The following is a 21,088-nucleotide window of genomic DNA, read 5'->3' as shown; positions in this document are numbered from 1 at the left end:
TTTCGCGGATGCGCGGCCGTCAGGTCTGGCGACGAATGCGGTAGCTGTGGGTCTGGCGCTTGCGGTCGCAATCGTGGGAGTTCAGCAAGCGAGTCGGCGGGCGTATTACCCTTGGAAAAGCCTGGCGGTGAGGGTGGTTTTGGTCGCATGGTGTCATTCCTTGACGATGATCAGGTGCTCGACAGGTATCGAGCGGGTCGGAGCGGTTTCGCTGCTCCAGACGTTGGTGGCAACGTTGTATGAAATCTTGCCGGCAGCGGTTTCGCTCAGGCGAATGTGGTGAACGGACACTTCGTCGGACTCAAGCTCTTCACGCCGTTGATGCTCACGAATGTCCTGGGCGATGGCCTGAACCGATGGGTAGGCTCGGGCATTGATGGCGCACAGACCGATCACCTCGAACAGTGCATTGATCCGATAACGGTTTCCCGAGGAGACCACGACTTCGATGGTTTCCAGTGGCGTCAGCGGATCGTTGCTGTCCGGCAGTTGAATCCGGATGCTGCCGATTCTGAGCAGGTTGTCCTTGATGGAAAGATCGCGGTGGCTGATCTGCTCTTGCAGATGTTGCGTGTGAATGAACCAGGTGGAAGAGCCCGAGACGTTGGCATCCGCTTCTGCGGTGGACAGCCGGATGGACGTGGCGCTGGCGGGAAACAGTTCATAGCTCGACGATCGTCCCTCCAGCCAATAGGTCGCATTGTGCTCGGCTGCCTGAAAGTCGACCCGCTGCGAGGTTGCCTTCAGCGTGCGCTTCTCGACAGAGGGCCTGACGAAAATATACCGGCCGGCTCGCTCGCGCAGCGAGGTGCGGCTTTGCACAACGGTATATCCCGGGTTCCTTGCGTCGTTTAGATACGTGGGACGTGGAAAGTCGAGGTGATAGGAAATCCCGTCTCGCATGACCAGCGTCATCGGGTGAATCATCTGCCAGCCGGAGGCCAGGATTCCGGCTCCCATGTCGCGTTTCTTGCCCGGATTTTCTCTTGCAGCACCGTGCAACGAGAGCAAGCCACCACTTTCGTGGAACGTGATGGTGTGGTGAATGTCCGTGTAGCTGAGCAGCGTGAATGCGTTTGGCCTGGTTTTGGTAACGGTATAAATCGCCCGCACTTCATCGATTTCCGTGCTGTCGCGGTCGACGTACAGAGTGCTTCGGGTCGGATTTTCGTGTGGTGTTGCCATCAGGATTGCGTGACGGATCTGGCGCGAGATGAAGTAGTACGAGTGCGGTTTGTTGGAAATCCTGCAAGGACGATCATTGACCGGTACCGGCGAGGTTTTCGTCGTGCCGACAGTCAGAACGGTCACTGTCACGGTCAGGTCGGCCAGGTCCGGGGTATCGGCAGGCCACGCGGGCTGCAAGTGGTAGCCGTCCTGTGTAATGAACGTCCATTTGTCGTTGCGCAAGGTGCGTTTGCCATCGACCGTCCGGTACACCGCCTCCAGCACCAGTTCCCGCATGGGCGACCGGATGTCGTCGTCGCGCAGGGATTCAATGACCAGCGCGTCATTGCGCACGTACCAGCGCTGGATGGCTTCGAGCGTCACGCCCAGATAGACCGTGCTCGGTTCCTGACCATCCTCGTGGAGGGAAACCTTGAGGCAGTTCGGGGCAATTTCGTAGGTGTCGCGGCCGCTGCCTCCATCGACGGTGCCACGAAGGCCGCGGACGGCGATGCGGTCATCGCCGGCTCCGGCATCGACGCGGTCATCGCCATTGGCGGCAATGGTGTCGGCGTGGTCGGAACCGGTCACGCGGTTGAGCGCGCCAGCCAGTGTCTCGACCTTTTCGACGGACCTGAAGGTTGAATGCAGCACCGGCGCACGCGCCGGATCGACAGGACGCACCGCCAGCCTGCCTTTTTTCAGGTCGACATCAAAACCGATATGGCGCGGCGGGCTAGCGAGAGGGTCTTCGTTTTTATGTTTGCCTTGCAGCCAGAGCAGGTCGGTGCCGTCACCACCGGACAGCTCACTGACGGTGGTCGGGTCATCAGACAGCGCTTCGGAAGCCGACTGAAACAGAAAGGAGTCATCCTTGTTGCCGCCGTCCAGGGTTTTACGGCCACTGGCATAGCTGAAGAAATTCGGCTTGTCCTCGACGCCTTGCACCGTGTCATGGCCGCCGCCCAGATTCCAGAAGACCCCTTTCGCCGGGTCGCTTTTCCCACTGGCGATGACAGCGTCGGAGTCGGGTAATCCTTTCCTGGCGTCGTAGGTGTCATCCGTGTCGCTGACGACAGGGCGGTTTTCGCTGGTATAGGGCGTTTCGCCTTTGCTTTCATCCCATTGGAAACGATGGAGGCGAGTGGGCTGCAACGTAACCTCGAAACGGCCATTGACGATCACATCGACACTTTCCTTGAATTCATTGTCGAGCCAGCCAAGGCTGCGGGTTTTCAAGGCTTTGGCATAATCGCTCGTGGTCTTGGCGATCAGGTAGCGCTCCATCAGCGCCTTGTCCTGGCTTTGTCCGGTGAACGCGAACCAGCCGGCACGCCAGCGTTCGTTCACGGTCAGCTCGATGTATTCGTCGATATCTTCGACCATGCGGGCGGCACCGTAGATTCGGGCACCGACAATCATGATCGCCGCTGCTGCGATCCCCACCGGGCCAGCAGCTTGAAAGCCCATCAGTGCTGCGCAGCCAAGGGCAATGGACAGGGCACCGCTGAACACGCTCAAGCCGCCGGTGACGTACAGATCCTGAGCTTCCTTGCCCTGGGCCCTGGCCGCATCGTTGAAGGATTTGATGGCGGTGTAGATGTCGAAGGGCAACGTCAGCACGCTGGCGATCAGGCCTGCGCCCCGGCACAGCCATTTGCCCATGGTGGTCTTGCCGAATTGCTCAAGGGCCATGGAGCCCTGACGGATCATCTGTTCGCCGGTCTTGTTCAGCGCGTATTCGAGGCCCAGTGAAGTGATCTCGGCGAGAGCGCCGCCCACATTGATCAGCACTTCTCCCATCTGACCTTTCTTGAGGCCGTCGATGGCGCCCATGTAGGCGCTGTACAAACCGTAGGCCTGCAGCCCGGCGCCCATACTGGTCATGCCGCGACTCTTGGCCTTGTCTACCCAGCCCGGCAAATGTTCGGGCAGCGGGCTTCTGTGGATATCCAGGTGTTGGGTGGCGGTCAGCAGTTTGCTGATTTTCTGCATGGGGTGCCCGGCGTCACTTGTGGACATTTCACGCAGAAGCGGTGCTGCTCCCGGAGAACGGAACGTGACGATTTCGTAGAGCAATTGCGGGACCCGTTGGTGCTCCTGACCATCGACTGACTTGATCCGCTGCTCAACCTGGGCGGGATCGAATTGCAGCCCATCGATAAAGGCCTGATCGGGCTCGGGGAAGTACGTGTTGGCTGCTGTAATGGCCTCGCCGTTGACCCGGGCACCCAGCGCCTGAAGTGTCTGGCGGCTCACGGTCAGTTCGCCAAATCGCAGGGGCCCGAACAGTTTGTCCAGATCGTTCAGGTCCGACATTTTGCCGGACGGTACATCGGTTTCCGCCGTTGCTGAATTTGATGGAGTGATAATGTCGGAAATTGTTATGGAGGCTGTAAGAATAGTTTCAGGATTGATGTTAAAGGGTTTGGCCAAAATCAATACTCTTTGATGAAGTGTCGGGTGACTTTGGCATGAAGGATGGTTGTGTTTGGTTGTTATTGTTTTGCTGATTGTATTGTTGTTTTTTGTATTGCCTTTGAAGTGGTCTGTCGGGTGTTTTTGATTTAGCGTTGAACCCGACTCGCAGGAAGCGGGTTTCATGAACAAGGAGAGCGATGTGACAATTTATGAAGATGAATGGGCGTTCTGGGATGATATTGCCGGGAAGTATATTTTTAAACATGCAGGCGTTGATCTGAATACCGATATTGTCCTCAAGGCCGCCGGCTACTACGCGGATTCCATGGTGCTTGAGCGCCGCAAACGCAGACGTGTGAAGAACGATCCGGCCCAGGTTGCTGGTAAATGAAATCCTGTCTGTTGTTCAGTCCGTTTTTAACAAGAAGAGAACCTTCACATGTCTGATGGCAATAATATTACCTTCACGGGGCAACTGTTCGCGGATGGACTTCCGCTGGTGCTCAATTATCAAGTCATGGAACAACGTTTGAAGCAGCCGCGGATCACCACGGGGCAGAGGTTGAATGCGGAGATTTCCCTGAATGACGAAATCAGTTCGCCAATCGTGACACTCGCGGATCATGACGATGCCGAGCCGCTGTTATTGGAGTTTGTTCCGGATTATCAGGGGCGATATGCCCTTAATGTCAAAACGGCCGGTCGTTACTTTAATTGGCAGCTGCGACTTGATCAAAGTACAAGGCATCTTCTGGCCGCGAAAAGTGGTGGTAGTTACTTTGAGCTGGAAACGTATGCCGGAAAGCTCAAGTCGTTTGGTGACTTGCCGTCCAATCCGGTTTCTGTGGCGCTGTTCAGCGTAGAGAAGAAGATGCGCCTGTTTCAGCATGAGACAAAGGAAGGGCTCACCTACTTCCTGGACAAGAATCCGAACGACACCGGGCACAATGCCTACAACCCTTCGTCGGTATCGTTCGTTTTGAGGAGCAATCCTTCGCTGCTGTCTGCCGTCGCCTAGTACGAATAGCGCAGCATGGTATGCGGCAAGTGTCGCAGCACGAAGAAACCGAACAGGGCGACCAGCGCCGGCAACACCAGCCACCAGACTCTCTGCGGCATGGCGCCGAGCGGTGATTGCCGCTGGCTGAGCCAGAGCCCGGCGGCACACACGCACGCGGCAAGCATGGCGCCGGCCAGCACATCCGTCGGCCAGTGCGCGCCCAGATACACCCGCGACAAGGCAATCGCCAGTGCCGGAATGCAGCCGATCAGCAACCATGTCAGTCGCAGTCTCGGCGGTTGCCCGCGTCCGGCGAGTACGGCCAGGGTCAGGAACAGCGCGAACGATCCGGACGCATGGCCGCTGGGCATGCTGTAGCTGGTGAGCGGATCGGTCAGGACTTCCGGGCGCACCCGGGCGAAAAACATCTTGGTGCCGGTGTTGGCCAGGGCCGTGACGAGCAGGGTGCCGCCCACGAAGATCGCGTGGCGCCACTGACGGCACAGCAACAGCAGCGCGGTCAGCAGGGCACTGAACAGCAGCATGTTGCGGAACTCGCCGATCAGGGTGAACACCACCGCCACCTCATCCAGCGCCGGGCGGCGGTGTTCCTGCACCAGGGTCATGACGCCCTGATCGAGGGCGGTCAGATACGGGTAACCGATGAACAGGCCGATCAGGATCAACAGGCTCATGCTGCTGATCCAGATCGTCGCCCGCCGATGGCGGCGCAGGCTGCTGTTGGCGCTCAGGCCGACCATCACCGCGATGCTGCCGGCGACAATCCCGGCCTGCAGCCAGAAACCTTCCGGCAACGGCAGGCGAATCGCCGCCCCGGTGGCCCAGCCCGGCAGCAGGTAGGCGAGGCTCCAGCCGGCCGCTGCCAGCAGACTCACGGCCGCGAAGCGCGGGAAGGGCATGTCGCACATCCCGGCGACCATCGGCAGCATCGGCCGCAGCGGGCCGATGAAACGTCCGACCAGCAGGCTGGCGATGCCGTAGCGTTGGAAGTAGGTTTCCGCGCCGGCCATCCATTCCGGGTGATGGCGCAGGCCCGGCAGACGCCGGATGTTCTGGTGGAAGTGGCGACCGAGGAAATAAGAAATCACATCGCCGAGAATCCCGCCGAGGAAACCCAGCAACAGGGTTTCGCTCAATGACAATGCACCGCTGCCGGCCAGCACCGCCACAGCAAACAGCAGCACCGTGCCGGGCACGATCAAACCGGCAATCGCCAGGCATTCCACGCAGGCCACGACAAACACTGCAGCGGCCAGCCACTGCGGATTGGCGGCCAGCCACCCGGTCACGCTATCGAGCCATGGGCCCATACAAACCACTCCATTTCATTGATGTCCCTGATCGGCGAGCCGAAGGGTGTGCATTCACAGCAAAAAATAATCGCGACCTTCGACCTGACCCCGGCGCAGCGGGTTCCGCGTGCACCACTGGGCATAGGCGGCATCGACGAAGCGATACATCAAGTGTTCGTCACGGCCATGGGGAATGCCCAGGCGGGTGGTCTGAATCACATGAGTTGGCGCAGGGCCGGTGTCTTCCACCAGCAGAATTTCGTGGTCGAAGCGCTTGGCATCCCACACCGGCACTTTCAGCCCCAGCGCCTTGCACAACAGCGTCTGTCCGGCACAGAGTTTCTGCGACGGACGCGGGCGCCCCTGGGCATCGGGGTTGTTCAGCAGCATCTGCGCCAGACTGGCCGGGCCACTGATCTCGTCGACCCACGGATAAGCCGATTTGATCAGCACCGCATTGCCCGGGCCCTGCGCGCTGAAGTTCAGCGAATCGCCGCCACGGGCGTAGTACATATAGATGTGGCCGCCGTCCAGAAACAAAGCCTTACGCTTTTCTGTGTAGCCGAGGGACGCGTGGCTGCCTTTTTCTTCGCAGTAATACGCTTCGGTTTCGATGATTCGGGCGCTGAGCCACAAATCGCCGACGCGGTGGCGGATGACTTTGCCGAGCAGATCGCGGGCCAGTGTCTGGGCGTCGCGGTCGAAAAAGGCGTCCGCAAGGCCGACAGGCTGGCGCGCGGAGGTGGCGCGAACGGTCAGGTTGGACATGGCAAACAATGTTTATCCAGGCGAAGGAGGTCGTGATGATAACAATTCACGGCTTAATCCCGGCTGAACGTCGGCAAATCGCCGTCCATTTCGACCATCCGCCCGTCACCGCTGTTAGTCCCGGGACGCGACAGCTATAATCTGCCGCTTTCCTCTTTGCCAAGACCCCAGCAGACCATGACTGAGTCCGTTCTTGACTACATGACCCGATTGGGTCGCGCCGCCCGCGAAGCTTCCCGCGTCATCGGCCGTGCCAGCACCGCGCAGAAAAACCGCGCCCTGCTGGCTGCCGCCAATGCCTTGGACGCCGCCCGCGCCGAGCTTGCGGCAGCCAATGAACAGGATCTGGCCGCCGGTCGCGCCAACGGTCTGGAGCCGGCGCTGCTGGAACGTCTGGAACTGACCCCGGCGCGCATCGACGGCATGATCGTCGGTCTGCGTCAGGTCGCAGCGCTGCCGGATCCGGTCGGTGCGATCCGCGACATGAGCTTCCGTCCGTCGGGCATTCAGGTCGGCAAGATGCGCGTACCGCTGGGCGTGATCGGGATCATCTACGAATCCCGTCCCAACGTGACCATCGATGCCGCGAGCCTGTGCCTTAAATCCGGCAACGCGACCATCCTGCGCGGCGGTTCCGAAGCGATTCATTCCAACCGCGCGATTGCCGCCTGCATCCAGCGTGGCCTGGCCGAAGCCGAACTGCCGGCCGCCGTGGTGCAAGTGGTGGAAACCACCGACCGCGCCGCCGTCGGCGCGTTGATCACCATGCCCGAGTACGTCGACGTGATTGTGCCGCGCGGTGGTCGGGGCCTGATCGAGCGCATCAGCCGTGACGCCCGGGTGCCGGTGATCAAGCATCTTGACGGCATCTGCCACGTCTATGTCAGCGAACACGCCGACCTGCCGAAAGCCCAGCGCATCGCCTTCAATGCCAAGACCTACCGCTATGGCATCTGCGGTGCGATGGAGACCTTGCTGGTCGATCAAAGTGTTGCGAAGGATTTCCTGCCGTCGATGGCGAAGCAGTTCCGCGAAAAAGGTGTCGAGCTGCGCGGTTGCGAACGCACCCGGGCGATCATCGAGGCCGTAGCGGCAACCGAGGAAGACTGGAGCACCGAGTACCTGGCGCCGATTCTGTCGATCCGCGTGGTGGATGGCCTGGATCAGGCCATCGAACACATCAACCATTTCGGCTCCCACCACACCGACTCGATCGTCAGCGAAAACCTCGCCGACACCCGCCAGTTCGTGGCTCAGGTCGACTCGGCGTCGGTGATGATCAACACCCCGACCTGCTTCGCCGACGGATTCGAATACGGATTGGGTGCCGAGATCGGCATTTCTACTGATAAGCTGCACGCCCGTGGCCCGGTGGGCCTGGAAGGACTGACCTGCGAGAAGTACATCGTGGTCGGTGATGGCCAGTTGCGCGGCCAGGCGACGGTCTGACTTGTCCGACCTCGACCTGAAAGCGCCGAAACCCGGCAAGAGGTCCCGTCCCCGGCGCATTGGCGTTCTGGGCGGGACGTTCGACCCGGTGCACGTCGGCCATTTGCGTGGCGCGCTGGAAGTCGCCGAAGCGCTGGGGCTTGATGAGCTGCGCATGATGCCCAGCGCCCGGCCGCCGCACCGCGATACGCCGCAGGTGTCGGCGCAGGACCGGCTGGCAATGGTTGAATGTGCGGTGGCCGGTGTGCCGCCGCTGGTGGTGGACGCCCGCGAATTGCAGCGGGACAAACCGTCCTGGACCATCGATACCCTGGAGTCGCTGCGTGCCGAAATGGCCGCCGAGACCCAGGTTTTTCTGCTTCTGGGCTGGGACGCATTTTGCGGCCTGCCCACTTGGCACCGCTGGGAAGAGTTGCTCCAGCATTGCCACATCCTGGTGCTACAGCGCCCGGACGCCGACAGCGAACCGCCGGATGCCTTGCGCAACCTGCTGGCAGCGCGTTCGGTGAGCGACCCGCTGGCCCTGAAGGGGCCGAGCGGACAGATTGCATTCGTCTGGCAGACACCGCTCGCGGTTTCCGCCACCCAGATCCGTCAACTGCTGGCCAGCGGTAAGTCGGTACGTTTCCTGGTGCCCGACGCGGTCCTGGCCTACATCGATGCGCACGGTCTGTACCGTGCGTCGAACTGAACAAGGCGTGCTTCACTGATACGAATCCACGTGTCGCCAAGCCGCCGAAAATATGAGCAAAACGAGTTTTATATGACTGACAAAGACCAAACCAAAGTAAAGCGCAAAGGCACATTCAAGAGCGCCCCGCTGCCAGAACCGGTCAACACCAACGAACCGCTGAAGGGCGACGAGCTGGTCAAGGTGGCCGTTGCAGCCCTGGAAGACGTGAAGGCCCAGGATATCCAGATCATTGATGTGCGCGACAAGCAGAGCATCACCGACTACATGATCATCGCCACCGGTACTTCCAACCGCCAGATCAACGCGATGCTGGACAAGGTTCGCGAAGAGGTCAAAAAGAACGGCGCCAAGCCGCTGGGCGAAGAAGGCAAGGGCGACAGCGACTGGGTGCTGCTGGACCTGGACCTGGTGATCGTGCACATGATGACCGCCTCGGCACGTCAGTTCTACGACCTGGAGCGCCTGTGGGCCGGTGCCGAGCAAAGCCGTGCGGCGGACGCCAAGCACCACAGCCCGGAAAACACCCACGAGCACTTCACCAAGCTCAACAAAGACCAGCTGTAAGGGATTGCTGTGCGACTGCGACTGATCGCCGTCGGTTCACGCATGCCCAAGTGGGTGGAAGAAGGCTGGCATGAATATGCCAAGCGTCTTCCGTCCGAACTGGCGCTGGAACTGGTGGAAATTCCGCTCAATACCCGTGGCAAGAACGCCGACGTGGCCCGCTTCATCCGTCAGGAAGGCGAAGCCATGCTGGCCAAGGTCGGGCCGAACGAGCGGATCGTCACCCTCGAAGTTCATGGCAAGCCGTGGAGCACCGAGCAACTGGCGGTCGAACTCGATCGCTGGCGCCTGGACTCGCGCACGGTCAACTTCATGGTCGGTGGCCCGGAAGGGCTGGCGCCGGAAGTCTGTGCCCGCGCGGATCAGCGCTGGTCGTTGTCGCCGCTGACGCTGCCGCACCCGCTGGTGCGCATCCTCATCGGCGAGCAGTTGTATCGTGCCTGGACCGTGCTGTCCGGCCACCCTTACCACAAGTAATCCGCCCTCATGTCTCAGCCGATCCGCATCAAGGACCACGAAAAAGACGCCCGTCTGGTGCGTGGTCGTGTCGTGTTCGGCGCAATTGCGGTGGTGGCGCTGATCTGCGTGCTGATTGCACGGCTGTATTACTTGCAGGTGATTCAGTACGAATATCACTCGACCCTGTCGGAAAACAATCGGGTTCACGTTCAGCCGATCCCGCCGACACGTGGCCTGATTTTCGACCGCAACGGCGTGGTGGTGGCGGACAACCGTCCGAGCTTCAGCCTGAGCATGACCCGCGAGCGCTCCGGCGACTGGCAACAGGTGCTCGACGTGATCGTCGAAGTGCTGGAGCTGACGCCGGAAGACCGGGTGATCTTCGAGAAACGCATGCGCCAGGGCCGCCGGCCGTTCGAGCCGGTGCCGATCCTGTTCGAACTGACCGAAGAGCAGATCGCCCGGATCGCGGTGAACCAGTTCCGTCTGCCGGGCGTCGAGGTGGTCGCGCAACTGGTGCGTCATTACCCGCAGGGCGCGCATTTCGCGCACTCGGTGGGTTACATGGGGCGGATCAACGAGAAAGAGCTGAAGACCCTCGATCCGGTCAATTACAGCGGTACCCACCACATCGGCAAGACCGGCATCGAGCGCTTCTATGAAGCCGAGCTGCACGGTCAGGTGGGTTACGAAGAGGTCGAGACCAACGCCCGTGGCCGCGTCCTGCGCGTGCTCAAGCGTACCGATCCGGTGCCGGGCAAGGACATTGTCCTGAGCCTCGACATCAAGTTGCAGGAAGCTGCCGAGGCTGCGCTAGGCGGTCGGCGTGGCGCGGTGGTGGCGCTCGATCCGAAAACCGGCGAAGTGCTGGCGATGGTCAGCCAGCCGAGCTTCGACCCGAACCTGTTCGTCACCGGCATCAGCTTCAAGGCTTACGCCGAGCTGCGCGATTCGATCGACCGGCCGCTGTTCAACCGCGTGCTGCGCGGTCTTTACCCGCCGGGTTCGACGATCAAACCGGCGGTGGCGATTGCCGGTCTCGATGCGGGCGTCGTGACAGCGTCGAGCCGGGTATTCGACCCCGGTTACTACATGCTGCCCAACTACGATCACAAGTACCGCAACTGGAACCGTACCGGCGACGGCTTCGTCGACCTCGACACGGCGATCATGCGGTCCAACGACACCTACTTCTATGATCTGGCGCACAAGCTGGGCATCGACCGGTTGTCGGCCTACATGAACAAGTTCGGCATCGGCCAGAAGGTCTCGCTGGACATGTTCGAAGAATCTCCCGGCCTGATGCCGTCCCGCGAGTGGAAACGCGCGACCCGGCGTCAGGCGTGGTTCCCCGGCGAAACCCTGATTCTCGGGATCGGCCAGGGCTACATGCAATCGACCCCGCTGCAACTGGCCCAGGCCACGGCGCTGGTGGCCAACAAGGGTGTGTGGAACCGCCCGCACCTGGCCAAATCCCTCGAAGGCGTGAAACCGGTGGATGAGAATCCGATGCCGGACATCATCCTGCGCGATCCGTCGGACTGGACCAAGGTCAACCATGGCATGCAACAGGTGATGCACGGCGCACGGGGTACGGCGCGTAAAGCGGCCATCGGCGCGCAATACCGGATCGCCGGCAAGTCCGGTACGGCGCAGGTCGTGGCGATCAAGCAAGGTGAAAAGTACGACCGCTCCAAGGTTCAGGAACGCCACCGCGACCACGCCTTGTTCGTCGGTTTCGCGCCGGCGGATGACCCGAAAATCGTGGTGTCGGTGATGGTCGAGAACGGTGAGTCCGGTTCCGGCGTCGCTGCACCGGTGGTGCGGCAGGTCATGGATGCCTGGCTGCTGGATCAGGACGGACGGTTGAAGGCCGAATACGCCAGCCCTATCAGTGCGGAGGCTACGGCCCGTGATGAATAATTTCGATCGCATGCTCTCCAGCGAGGATGTGATGCGTCGCCGTGCGACGCTGCTGCAACGTTTGCATATCGACGGCCCGTTGCTGGTGCTGCTGCTGATTCTCGCGGCCGGCAGCCTGTTCGTGCTGTACTCGGCCAGCGGCAAGAGCTGGGATCTGCTGGCCAAACAGGCCACGTCGTTCGGCATCGGCCTGGTGTCGATGATCGTCATCGCCCAGTTCGAGCCAAGGTTCATGGCGCGCTGGGTGCCGCTCGGCTACGTGATCGGGGTGGTGCTGCTGCTGGTAGTGGACATCATGGGCCACAACGCCATGGGTGCGACCCGCTGGATCAACATTCCCGGGGTGATCCGCTTCCAGCCCTCGGAATTCATGAAGATCCTGATGCCGGCGACCATCGCCTGGTACCTGTCCAAACGCACGCTGCCGCCGCAGCTCAAGCATGTCGGCATCAGTCTGCTGTTGATCGGCGTGCCGTTCGCCCTGATCGTGCGTCAGCCGGATCTCGGCACTTCGCTGCTGATTCTGGCCGGCGGCGCCTTCGTACTGTTCATGGGCGGGCTGCGCTGGCGCTGGATTCTCAGCGTGCTGGCGGCGGCGATTCCGGTGTCGGTGGCGATGTGGTTCTTCATCATGCACGACTACCAGAAGCAGCGAATCCTGACGTTCCTCGACCCGGAAAGTGATCCACTCGGCACTGGCTGGAACATCATCCAGTCGAAAGCCGCCATCGGTTCCGGCGGCGTATTCGGCAAGGGCTGGCTGCTGGGCACCCAGTCGCACCTGGACTTCCTGCCGGAAAGTCACACCGACTTCATCATCGCCGTGCTCGGCGAAGAGTTCGGCCTGGTGGGCATCTGTGCGCTGTTGCTGATCTATCTGTTGCTGATCGGTCGCGGCCTGGTGATTACCGCCCAAGCGCAGACGCTGTTCGGCAAATTGCTGGCCGGCGCTCTGACCATGACGTTTTTTGTTTACGTTTTCGTCAACATCGGTATGGTCAGTGGCCTGTTGCCGGTGGTGGGGGTGCCGTTGCCGTTCATTAGCTACGGCGGAACTTCGCTGGTGACGCTGCTGTCAGCGTTTGGGGTTTTGATGTCGATCCATACCCATCGCAAGTGGATCGCACAGGTTTGAATAAGGTGAAGAGTTCAATGCAAGTAATGCGTGACTGGGCGACACGATACGCACCGTGGCTCGGCCTGGTAGGCATCCTTGGCAGCGCGCAGGAAGCGTTGGCCGGCGATTACGAAGGCTCGCCCCAGGTGGCCGAGTTCGTCGGTGAAATGACCCGCGACTACGGTTTTGCCGGCGAACAGCTGATGGCTGTGTTCCGCGAGGCCCAGCGCAAACAGGCGATTCTCGACGCCATTTCCAAACCGGCCGAACGGGTCAAGCAGTGGAAAGAATACCGGCCGATGTTCATCACCGACGCGCGCATCGCCCGCGGTGTGGACTTCTGGCGCCAGCATGAGGCGACCTTGGCCCGCGCCGAGCAGGAATACGGCGTTCCGGCCCAGGTGATCGTGTCGATCATCGGCGTTGAGACCTTTTTCGGACGTAATACCGGCAATTACCGGGTGATCGATGCCTTGTCCACGCTGGGTTTCGACTATCCTCCCCGTGCCGAATTTTTCCGCAAGGAGCTGCGTGAGTTCCTGCTGCTGGCGCGCGAAGAGCAGGTTGACCCGCTGACCCTCAAGGGTTCCTACGCCGGGGCGATGGGCTTGCCGCAGTTCATGCCGAGCAGTTTCCGTGCCTACGCGGTGGATTTCGACGGCGACGGCCACATCAATATCTGGAACAACCCGGATGATGCGATCGGCAGCGTCGCCAGCTATTTCAAGCGTCACGGCTGGGTCGCCGGTGAACCGGTGGTCAGTCGCGCGGATGTCCGTGGCGAGCAGGTGGATGAAGGCCTGACCACCGGCATCGAGCCGACGAAAACCGTCGGGGAGTTGCGAGCGCTGGGCTGGTCGAGTCATGATGCGCTGCGCGATGACATGCCGGTCACCGCATTCCGCCTCGAAGGCGACAATGGCCCGGAATACTGGATGGGCCTGAAGAATTTCTACGCGATCACGCGTTATAACCGCAGCGTGATGTACGCCATGGCCGTACATCAACTGTCTGAACAGCTGGTACAAGCACGGGGCGTCAAGTAATGCGGGCATTGCCTATCAATAAACCCCTGAAGCTGGTGGCTTTCGCTGCGTTGGCGGTGCTGGTCGCCAGTTGTTCGACCAGCCGTTCGCCGAGCCAGAAGCCGACCACCGCCGTTCGCTCGCAGCCGGGCCTGGACATCAACCGGGCCCACAAGGACGGCGCGCCGTGGTGGGACGTCGACGTATCGCGCATCCCGGATGCCACGCCGACCCTGCACACCGGCCCGTACAAGGCCAACCCGTACACCGTGCTGGGCAAGACCTACTTCCCGTTGCAGGAATCCAAGACGTACGTGGCTTCCGGCACCGCGTCCTGGTACGGCACCAAGTTCCACGGTCAGAACACCGCCAACGGCGAGGTCTACGACCTGTACGGCATGAGTGCCGCCCACAAGACATTACCGCTGCCGAGTTACGTTCGGGTGACCAACCTGGACAACAACAAGAGCGTGATCCTGCGGGTCAATGACCGCGGGCCGTTCTACTCGGATCGGATCATCGACCTGTCCTACGCCGCCGCCAAGAAGCTCGGTTATGCCGAAATCGGTACCGCGCGGGTCAAGGTCGAAGGCATCGACCCGCAACAATGGTGGGCCGCCAAGGGCCGCCCGGCGCCTTTGATGCTCAACGAGCCGCAAGTCGCGCAGAATAGCGCCCCGGTGATCACGGCGTCGGCCGGTACCGTCGAGCAATGGACTCCGCCGCCGCAGCAGCACGCCGCGGCCGTCGTGCCAGTCCAGCTCGATGCAAAAAAAAACGCTTCTGCACCAGCGTCTGGCCAGTATCTGCAGGTGGGCGCGTTCGCCAACCCGGACGCTGCAGAACTCCTGAGGTCGAAGCTCAGCGGGATGGTGAGCGCTCCGGTGTTCATCAGCTCGATCGTGCGCAATCAGCAGACCCTGCACCGGGTTCGCCTGGGACCGATCGGTTCGCCGGGTGAAATTGCCCAGGTACAGAACAGCGTACGCCTGGCCAACCTGGGTTCGCCAAGTGTGGTCACCGAGTAAACGTAGGACTTGATTGACGGTTCACCAGCGATTGGGGGGTGAACCAGGTTGTTGGCTCGTCGAAGAACAAAAGCCCGGCAAGGGTGACTGGAGTGAGCAACTGAACACGCGATGGCCCGTTAGAAAGCCATCTGATTAATTTTGCCCGCAAGGGCAGTTTCCATTAGCGATTTCGAGAGACGGATGAACATCACCACCTTTGCCAAACGCCTGTGTCTGCTAGTCCCGCTGCTCCTCTCGCCTGCCGCGTTCGCGGCCGAGATGATGCCGTCGCCACCACAACTGGCCGCCAAATCCTACGTGCTCATGGATGCCAACAGCGGCAACGTGCTGGTGGAGAACAACGGTGACCAGCGTCTGCCGCCGGCCAGCCTGACCAAACTGATGACCGCGTACATCGCCACGCTGGAAATCCGTCGCGGCCAGATCGGTGAAAACGACCCGGTGACCGTCAGCGAAAACGCCTGGCGCACCGGCGGTTCGCGGATGTTCATCAAGGTCGGCTCGCAGGTCACTGTCAGCGACCTGCTGCACGGCATCATCATCCAGTCCGGCAACGACGCCAGCGTCGCGGTGGCTGAACATATCGCCGGCAGCGAAGATGCGTTCGCCGACCTGATGAACAAGACCGTCGCCGATCTGGGCATGACCAATACCCACTTCATGAACCCGACCGGTCTGCCGAACCCCGAGCACTACTCGTCGGCTCACGACATGGCGATCCTGGCGCGCGCGATCATCCACGAAGACCCGGCTCACTACGCGATCTACTCGCAGAAAGAGTTCTTCTGGAACGGCATCAAACAGCCTAACCGCAACCTGCTGCTGTGGCGCGACAAGACCGTCGACGGTCTGAAAACCGGTCACACCGACGAAGCCGGCTACTGCATGGTGTCCTCGGCCGTACGTGACGGCATGCGCCTGATCGCCGTGGTGTTCGGCACCAACAGCGAAGTGGCCCGCGCCGCCGAGACCCAGAAGCTGCTGACCTACGGTTTCCGCTTCTTCGAAACCCAGACCTTCTACCAGAAGGGCACTGAACTGGCTCAGGCCCCGGTGTGGAAAGGCACCACCAGTCAAGTCAAGGCCGGCCTGGCACAAGACCTGACCATGACCCTGCCGAAAGGCCAGCTGAAGAAGCTCGCTGCCAGCATGACCATGAACCCGCAACTGACCGCGCCAATCGCCAAGGGCGACGTGATCGGTAAAGTCGAAGTGAAACTGGACGACAAGGTGGTGCACAGCGCCGACCTGATCGCCCTGGACGCTGTCGAGGAGGGTGGTATCTTCCGCCGCATGTGGGATAGCATCCGTCTATTCTTCTACGGCTTGTTCAACTGATTCGAGTTGACCTGCATGGCCCCGTTCCGGTCCGGAGCGGGGCCTTGTTCGTTACCGGGCTTACGCTTACGAGGCCGTTACGCCATGACCGATACCGAAGTAAAGGCGCCAAAGATCGAATTTCCCCAGGTTGATTATCCGGTTAAGGTGATCAGCGATACGGGCGTCGGCAACAAAGACAAGATCATCGACATCGTCAAGAAACACGCCAAGATCAACGATGAGCGTGTCGACGAGCGTCAAAGCAGCAACGGCAAGTACACCACCATCCAGTTGCACATCGTCGCGACCGACCAGGATCAGCTGTACAACATCAACAGCGAACTGCGGGCCACCGGTTTCGTGCACATGGTGCTGTGATGCCGGGCACGCTGGGCTTTCGCGAGCTTGGCCAGATGGCTTACGAGCCGGTCTGGCAGGCCATGCAACGTTTTACCAACGAGCGTGGCACCACGGCCCCGGACGAAATCTGGCTGGTGGAACACCCGCCGGTGTTCACCCAGGGCCAGGCCGGCAAGGCCGAGCACCTGTTGCTGCCGGGGGATATTCCGGTGGTGCAGGTCGACCGCGGCGGTCAGGTGACCTACCATGGCCCAGGCCAGTTGGTAGCCTATCTGCTGCTGGACGTGCGCCGACTCGGTTTCGGCGTGCGCGATCTGGTCAGCCGCATGGAGCGCTGCCTGATCGAACTGCTGGCCAGCTACGGCGTGACCGCCGTGGCCAAGCCGGATGCTCCCGGCGTCTACGTCGACGGGGCGAAGATCGCTTCTCTGGGTTTGCGGATTCGCCATGGTTGTTCCTTTCATGGCCTGGCCCTGAACGTGGACATGAACCTGGAGCCGTTTCGACGGATTAATCCCTGCGGCTATGCCGGGCTGGCGATGACCCAGCTGAGCGAGCACGCAGGATCGATTGAATTTGCCGAGGTAAGTGCCCGGCTGCGCGCGCAGCTCGTCAAACACCTCGACTATGCTGAGCAGACGACCCTGACGGGCGGAATCGACTGATATGACTACTGATGCAGTGCAAACCATGATCCCGACGCTCGACGTGACCGAGCGCCCGGCCCCGCGTCCCAAGGTTGAAGCCGGCGTCAAGCTGCGCGGCGCCGAAAAGGTTGCACGCATCCCGGTGAAGATCATTCCGACCACCGAACTGCCGAAGAAACCCGACTGGATCCGCGTGCGCATCCCGGTTTCGCCGGAAGTCGACCGCATCAAGAGCCTGCTGCGCAAACACAAGCTGCACAGCGTCTGCGAAGAGGCGTCCTGCCCGAACCTGGGCGAGTGCTTCTCCGGCGGCACCGCGACCTTCATGATCATGGGTGACATCTGCACCCGTCGTTGCCCGTTCTGCGACGTCGGCCACGGTCGTCCGAAGCCACTGGACGTCAACGAGCCGGAAAGCCTGGCCATCGCCATCGCCGACCTGAAACTCAAGTATGTGGTGATCACCTCGGTTGACCGCGACGACCTGCGTGACGGCGGTGCCAAGCACTTTGCCGACTGCATCCGCGAAATCCGCAAACTGTCGCCGAACGTGCAGCTCGAGACCCTGGTCCCGGACTACCGTGGCCGCATGGACATCGCCCTGGAAATCACCGCGGCCGAGCCGCCGGATGTGTTCAACCACAACCTGGAAACCGTACCGCGCCTGTACAAGGCTGCGCGTCCGGGTTCGGATTACCAGTGGTCGCTGACCCTGCTGCAACGCTTCAAGCAGATGATGCCGCACATTCCGACCAAATCCGGCCTGATGCTGGGTCTGGGCGAGACCGACGACGAAGTCATCGAAGTCATGAAGCGCATGCGCGAACACGACATCGACATGCTGACCCTGGGCCAGTACCTGCAACCGTCCCGCAGCCACTTGCCGGTGCAGCGTTTCGTGCACCCGGACACCTTCGCCTGGTTCGCCGAGGAAGGTTACAAGATGGGCTTCAAGAACGTCGCGTCCGGCCCGTTGGTGCGTTCTTCGTACCACGCCGACGAACAGGCGAAACTGGTCAAGGCCGAGCTGCTCGGTTCCTGATTCAGCGCTGAATAAAAAATGCCCGCCGGGGTTTATCGCCCGGCGGGCATTTTTTTGCCTGGCTTACACTCGTTACTGACTTTTCCTGCAATTTGCGGCGCGGCCGAGCCTCTTCTGTTTGTCGCCGTTCCTGACTACTGTGTGAGCATGACTTCACACAGGGAGATCCATGGATGACCGTTCGACCGACCCACACCCTTTTTCCGCACAAGCCCGTGCCCGCGCTGCCGTCGGAAGGGCTGATAGGCGTCATTGCGCCCGCCGGCCCCGGCACGCTGGATACCGAAAAGGCCGTTCAGTGGATGCGCGCCCGGGGTTACGGTTTGCGGGTGTTCCCTGGCGTCTACGAGAAGGATGGCTATCTGGCCGGCAGCGACGAGGTGCGGCTCAACGATCTGCACGCGGCGTTCGCTGACGAGGAGGTGGATGCAATCATTTGCCTGCGCGGTGGTTACGGCACGCCAAGGTTGCTGGACCGGATCGACTACGACTTGCTGAGCCGCCATGCCAAGCCCTTCGTCGGTTACAGCGACATCACAGCTCTGCATCTGGCCATCAGTCGCTACGCCGGGTTCGTGACCTTTCACGGGCCGTTATTGAATGCCGATCTGCTGGGTGACAAGGAACCGCCGACGGTGACGTCGTTCTTCGCCATGCTGCGCGGTCAGTTGAAGGCCGGCAGTGTGCTGAGTCATCCGGCGGCTTATCCATTGACCACCGTGGAGCCCGGCATTGCTCACGGGCGTTTGCAGGGTGGCAATCTGGCGATGATCGCCGCGACCCTGGGCACGCCTTACGAAATCGATGTCGAAGGGGTGATTCTGCTGATCGAGGACATCAACGAGCCGCTGTACCGGATCGACCGCTTGCTGACCCAGATGCGTCTGGCGGGCAAGTTGGCCAGATTGCGTGGCGTGCTGGTCGGGGATGTGGCGGGCGTGGATGTCGAGGCCTTGAACCGCTTGCTCAAGCAGACCTTTGAACCCCTGCGGATTCCGGTGCTTTCAGGATGGCGTAGCGGGCACTGTAATCCGAACCTGACGCTGCCGTTGGGGGCGCTGGTTCGACTGGACGCAGGGAAGAAGGAGTTGATGCTGGAACAGGATGTGGTGATTCGCTGATCGAGCCGCAAAAAAAGACCGCCGCCTGAAGAGGCGGCGGTCTTTTGGTTTTTACTGGTTACGCAGGCTTTCCAGCAGCTTGTGCGTCGGATAACCGTCCGCCGGCCAGCCGAATGACTGCTGCGCAGCGCGAATCGCCTTGCGCGTATTGGCACCGATGATGCCGTCGGCGGTGCCTGCGTCGTAGTTGCGCGCGGTCAGCAGGTTTTGCAGTTCGATCCGTTCGGTGCGGCTCAACGGCAGATCGTCTTTTGGCCAGCTGCCATTGATCAGGCCGGCACCGTTGAAGCGCTCGGACAACAGGCTGACGGCCAGTGCGTAGGACGACGAGTTGTTGTATTTGAGGATCGCCCGGAAGTTATCGAGGATCAGGAACGCCGGGCCGCGGTAGCCGGCCGGCAGCAGCAGGGCGGCGGACAGTTGCTCGGAGCCGGCCGGCACCTGGCCGCCGTTCGGCAGGATCACACCCAGTTGCCGCCATTCGGCGACGCTCTTGCGAATTGCGCCGTCGGCCAAGGTGTAGTTGAAACCGCTCGGCAGCTGCACTTCGAAGCCCCACGGCTGGCCACGCTGCCAGCCGGAGCTTTGCAGGTAATGCGCGGTGGAGGCCAATGCGTCAGCGGTGCTGCCCCAGATGTCGCGGCGACCGTCACCGTCGAAGTCCACGGCATGAGTGTTGTAGGTGGTCGGGATGAACTGGGTCTGGCCCATGGCGCCGGCCCAGGAGCCGAGCATTTTCTCCGGGGTGATGTCGCCCTGTTGCAGGATCTGCAGCGCCGCAATCAGCTGCGCATGGGCAAAGCCCGGGCGGCGGCCTTCATAGGCCAGGGTCGCCAGCGAGTTGATCACCGACTTGCTGCCCTGGAACTGGCCGAAGTTGCTTTCCATTCCCCACACCGACACCAGTGCCTGGCGATCGACGCCATAACGCTGCTCTATGCTTTGCAGAATGTCGGCGTACTGGCTGATCAGTGCCTGGCCTTTGCGCACGCGCAACGGCGACAGTGCGCCATCCAGGTATTCCCAGACCGGCCGGGCGAATTCCGGCTGGCTGCGGTCGGCGCGAATTACGCTGGCATCGAAGCTGACATTGGCAAATGCGCGGTCAAACAGGTCGGCACGGATGCCGGCGGCCAGAGCTTCCTTGCGAAAACCGGCCTGCCATTCGGCGAAGGTCTGGGTCGGTTGCAGGTCGAGATTGTCACCGGACGGCACTACCGGCGGGATGACCGCTGGGGCTGTGGCAACGGGGACGGTCTGAAGCGGTTGAGCGTCGGCGGCGGTGGGTTTTTCCGCGCAGGCGACGAGCAGTACGAAGCTGGAGGCAGCGATCAGTTGGCGCAAGGGCCAACGACGGGAAAGACTGAGGGGCATGCACAGGTCCAGGGAATACGAATCAGGTGCAGACCTTAACATGAGGAAGGGGTGCTGTGCTTCAAGCGGCCAGAAAGTAAGAAGCCTCCCAGCTGTCAGACTGGAAGGCTTCGCGGCGGTAGCTGCCTTTACCCTTGGTGGGTCGTTCCTGGCGGCTGCGGAACAGGGGTTGGGCGACGATGGATTTGGCCTTGTTGTGACCATGTTTCGATGGCTTTTTGCTCATGAGGATTCTCTCGATTGAGTGGGGTTTTGCGCGGCAGATAATCTGCCGATCTCGAGCGTCTGTCTAT

General features: G+C 61.2%; 20 protein-coding genes. 15 read left to right on the top strand and 5 right to left on the bottom strand.

Annotated features, from left to right (window positions below; genetic code table 11):
* Window positions 1-153: 153 nt before the first annotated feature.
* On the bottom strand, window positions 154-3,771 hold the full coding sequence (locus GQX66_RS05035) for a calcium-binding protein (protein WP_240867201.1): 3,618 nt from the start codon (window positions 3,769-3,771) through the stop codon (window positions 154-156).
* Between GQX66_RS05035 and GQX66_RS05030 the strand changes: the two genes are divergently transcribed.
* Window positions 3,770-3,979, top strand: coding sequence for a hypothetical protein (locus GQX66_RS05030; RefSeq protein WP_240867184.1), 210 nt, complete (start codon window positions 3,770-3,772; stop codon window positions 3,977-3,979). The genes GQX66_RS05035 and GQX66_RS05030 overlap by 2 nt on opposite strands.
* Before the next feature lie 48 nt (window positions 3,980-4,027).
* Window positions 4,028-4,606, top strand: a complete 579-nt coding sequence (locus GQX66_RS05025) for a hypothetical protein (protein WP_102716655.1) — start codon at window positions 4,028-4,030, stop codon at window positions 4,604-4,606.
* Here GQX66_RS05025 and GQX66_RS05020 read toward each other — a convergent pair.
* Complete coding sequence (locus GQX66_RS05020) at window positions 4,603-5,919, bottom strand: bifunctional DedA family/phosphatase PAP2 family protein (protein WP_085608764.1); 1,317 nt, start codon at window positions 5,917-5,919, stop codon at window positions 4,603-4,605. The two genes, GQX66_RS05025 and GQX66_RS05020, sit on opposite strands and share 4 nt — an antisense overlap.
* Window positions 5,920-5,973: 54 nt before the next feature.
* A complete protein-coding gene (locus tag GQX66_RS05015; protein ID WP_007958648.1) occupies window positions 5,974-6,669 on the bottom strand; it encodes a DNA-3-methyladenine glycosylase in 696 nt (231 codons plus the stop codon).
* Between the two features lie 177 nt (window positions 6,670-6,846).
* Here GQX66_RS05015 and GQX66_RS05010 point away from each other — a divergent pair, with 177 nt between their 5' ends.
* From GQX66_RS05010 to GQX66_RS04950, 13 genes are all read left to right on the top strand, one after another.
* Window positions 6,847-8,118, top strand: a complete 1,272-nt coding sequence (locus tag GQX66_RS05010; protein WP_007958650.1) for a glutamate-5-semialdehyde dehydrogenase — start codon at window positions 6,847-6,849, stop codon at window positions 8,116-8,118.
* Window positions 8,087-8,809 (top strand): nicotinate-nucleotide adenylyltransferase, encoded by a 723-nt coding sequence (gene nadD, locus GQX66_RS05005; RefSeq protein WP_039771865.1) that lies wholly within the window; start codon window positions 8,087-8,089, stop codon window positions 8,807-8,809. Before GQX66_RS05010 ends, nadD begins: the two co-directional genes overlap by 32 nt.
* Window positions 8,810-8,881: 72 nt before the next feature.
* Window positions 8,882-9,376 (top strand): ribosome silencing factor, encoded by a 495-nt coding sequence (rsfS, locus tag GQX66_RS05000; RefSeq protein ID WP_007958654.1) that lies wholly within the window; start codon window positions 8,882-8,884, stop codon window positions 9,374-9,376.
* A gap of 9 nt (window positions 9,377-9,385) precedes the next feature.
* Window positions 9,386-9,853 carry a 23S rRNA (pseudouridine(1915)-N(3))-methyltransferase RlmH gene (rlmH, locus tag GQX66_RS04995; protein WP_003185785.1) on the top strand — a complete coding sequence of 156 codons (468 nt, stop codon included), beginning with the start codon at window positions 9,386-9,388 and terminating at the stop codon, window positions 9,851-9,853.
* A 9-nt stretch (window positions 9,854-9,862) separates the two neighbouring features.
* Window positions 9,863-11,758 (top strand): penicillin-binding protein 2, encoded by a 1,896-nt coding sequence (mrdA, locus tag GQX66_RS04990; protein WP_240867181.1) that lies wholly within the window; start codon window positions 9,863-9,865, stop codon window positions 11,756-11,758.
* A gap of 31 nt (window positions 11,759-11,789) precedes the next feature.
* Entirely contained in the window at window positions 11,790-12,893 is a 1,104-nt protein-coding gene (gene rodA / locus GQX66_RS04985; RefSeq protein ID WP_052026248.1) for a rod shape-determining protein RodA, read from the top strand.
* 17 nt (window positions 12,894-12,910) lie between these two features.
* Window positions 12,911-13,921: a lytic murein transglycosylase B gene (gene mltB / locus GQX66_RS04980; protein WP_007958658.1), complete on the top strand. Its 1,011-nt coding sequence runs from the start codon at window positions 12,911-12,913 to the stop codon at window positions 13,919-13,921.
* A complete protein-coding gene (locus tag GQX66_RS04975; protein WP_011336096.1) occupies window positions 13,921-14,928 on the top strand; it encodes a septal ring lytic transglycosylase RlpA family protein in 1,008 nt (335 codons plus the stop codon). The genes mltB and GQX66_RS04975 overlap by 1 nt, the downstream gene beginning before the upstream one ends.
* A 183-nt stretch (window positions 14,929-15,111) precedes the next feature.
* Window positions 15,112-16,269, top strand: a complete 1,158-nt coding sequence (locus GQX66_RS04970) for a D-alanyl-D-alanine carboxypeptidase family protein (RefSeq protein ID WP_011336095.1) — start codon at window positions 15,112-15,114, stop codon at window positions 16,267-16,269.
* Window positions 16,270-16,353: 84 nt separating this feature from the next.
* Window positions 16,354-16,629 (top strand): DUF493 domain-containing protein, encoded by a 276-nt coding sequence (locus GQX66_RS04965; RefSeq protein ID WP_007958664.1) that lies wholly within the window; start codon window positions 16,354-16,356, stop codon window positions 16,627-16,629.
* The gene (lipB, locus tag GQX66_RS04960; RefSeq protein ID WP_039771855.1) at window positions 16,629-17,276 is read left to right on the top strand and encodes a lipoyl(octanoyl) transferase LipB; all 648 of its coding nucleotides are present in this window, start codon (window positions 16,629-16,631) and stop codon (window positions 17,274-17,276) included. Before GQX66_RS04965 ends, lipB begins: the two co-directional genes overlap by 1 nt.
* A 25-nt stretch (window positions 17,277-17,301) precedes the next feature.
* Window positions 17,302-18,300, top strand: a complete 999-nt coding sequence (gene lipA, locus GQX66_RS04955; protein WP_240867363.1) for a lipoyl synthase — start codon at window positions 17,302-17,304, stop codon at window positions 18,298-18,300.
* 173 nt (window positions 18,301-18,473) lie between these two features.
* Window positions 18,474-19,421: an LD-carboxypeptidase gene (locus GQX66_RS04950; protein WP_085747651.1), complete on the top strand. Its 948-nt coding sequence runs from the start codon at window positions 18,474-18,476 to the stop codon at window positions 19,419-19,421.
* Between the two features lie 51 nt (window positions 19,422-19,472).
* Here GQX66_RS04950 and GQX66_RS04945 read toward each other — a convergent pair whose 3' ends face one another.
* Window positions 19,473-20,795: a lytic murein transglycosylase gene (locus GQX66_RS04945; protein WP_240867178.1), complete on the bottom strand. Its 1,323-nt coding sequence runs from the start codon at window positions 20,793-20,795 to the stop codon at window positions 19,473-19,475.
* A gap of 61 nt (window positions 20,796-20,856) precedes the next feature.
* Window positions 20,857-21,021, bottom strand: coding sequence for an alternative ribosome rescue factor ArfA (gene arfA, locus GQX66_RS04940; protein ID WP_007958672.1), 165 nt, complete (start codon window positions 21,019-21,021; stop codon window positions 20,857-20,859).
* Window positions 21,022-21,088 lie beyond the last annotated feature (67 nt).

Source organism: Pseudomonas sp. B707 (assembly GCF_022496685.1).
GTDB classification, from domain to species: Bacteria; Pseudomonadota; Gammaproteobacteria; order Pseudomonadales; family Pseudomonadaceae; genus Aquipseudomonas; species Aquipseudomonas paraglycinae.
This window is presented reverse-complemented; position numbering and strand designations above follow the sequence as displayed.

What these genes read in the sequence shown, in the direction of transcription:
- GQX66_RS05030 (WP_240867184.1), top strand. Translation starts at nt 3,770, where the DNA reads ATGAACAAGGAGAGCGATGTGACAATTTATGAAGATGAATGGGCGTTC.
- GQX66_RS05035 (WP_240867201.1), bottom strand. Translation starts at nt 3,771, where the DNA reads ATGAAACCCGCTTCCTGCGAGTCGGGTTCAACGCTAAATCAAAAACAC.
- GQX66_RS05025 (WP_102716655.1), top strand. Translation starts at nt 4,028, where the DNA reads ATGTCTGATGGCAATAATATTACCTTCACGGGGCAACTGTTCGCGGAT.
- GQX66_RS05020 (WP_085608764.1), bottom strand. Translation starts at nt 5,919, where the DNA reads ATGGGCCCATGGCTCGATAGCGTGACCGGGTGGCTGGCCGCCAATCCG.
- GQX66_RS05015 (WP_007958648.1), bottom strand. Translation starts at nt 6,669, where the DNA reads ATGTCCAACCTGACCGTTCGCGCCACCTCCGCGCGCCAGCCTGTCGGC.
- GQX66_RS05010 (WP_007958650.1), top strand. Translation starts at nt 6,847, where the DNA reads ATGACTGAGTCCGTTCTTGACTACATGACCCGATTGGGTCGCGCCGCC.
- nadD (WP_039771865.1), top strand. Translation starts at nt 8,087, where the DNA reads ATGGCCAGTTGCGCGGCCAGGCGACGGTCTGACTTGTCCGACCTCGAC.
- rsfS (WP_007958654.1), top strand. Translation starts at nt 8,882, where the DNA reads ATGACTGACAAAGACCAAACCAAAGTAAAGCGCAAAGGCACATTCAAG.
- mrdA (WP_240867181.1), top strand. Translation starts at nt 9,863, where the DNA reads ATGTCTCAGCCGATCCGCATCAAGGACCACGAAAAAGACGCCCGTCTG.
- rodA (WP_052026248.1), top strand. Translation starts at nt 11,790, where the DNA reads ATGCGTCGCCGTGCGACGCTGCTGCAACGTTTGCATATCGACGGCCCG.
- mltB (WP_007958658.1), top strand. Translation starts at nt 12,911, where the DNA reads ATGCAAGTAATGCGTGACTGGGCGACACGATACGCACCGTGGCTCGGC.
- GQX66_RS04975 (WP_011336096.1), top strand. Translation starts at nt 13,921, where the DNA reads ATGCGGGCATTGCCTATCAATAAACCCCTGAAGCTGGTGGCTTTCGCT.
- GQX66_RS04970 (WP_011336095.1), top strand. Translation starts at nt 15,112, where the DNA reads ATGAACATCACCACCTTTGCCAAACGCCTGTGTCTGCTAGTCCCGCTG.
- GQX66_RS04965 (WP_007958664.1), top strand. Translation starts at nt 16,354, where the DNA reads ATGACCGATACCGAAGTAAAGGCGCCAAAGATCGAATTTCCCCAGGTT.
- lipB (WP_039771855.1), top strand. Translation starts at nt 16,629, where the DNA reads ATGCCGGGCACGCTGGGCTTTCGCGAGCTTGGCCAGATGGCTTACGAG.
- lipA (WP_240867363.1), top strand. Translation starts at nt 17,302, where the DNA reads ATGATCCCGACGCTCGACGTGACCGAGCGCCCGGCCCCGCGTCCCAAG.
- GQX66_RS04950 (WP_085747651.1), top strand. Translation starts at nt 18,474, where the DNA reads ATGACCGTTCGACCGACCCACACCCTTTTTCCGCACAAGCCCGTGCCC.
- GQX66_RS04945 (WP_240867178.1), bottom strand. Translation starts at nt 20,795, where the DNA reads ATGCCCCTCAGTCTTTCCCGTCGTTGGCCCTTGCGCCAACTGATCGCT.
- arfA (WP_007958672.1), bottom strand. Translation starts at nt 21,021, where the DNA reads ATGAGCAAAAAGCCATCGAAACATGGTCACAACAAGGCCAAATCCATC.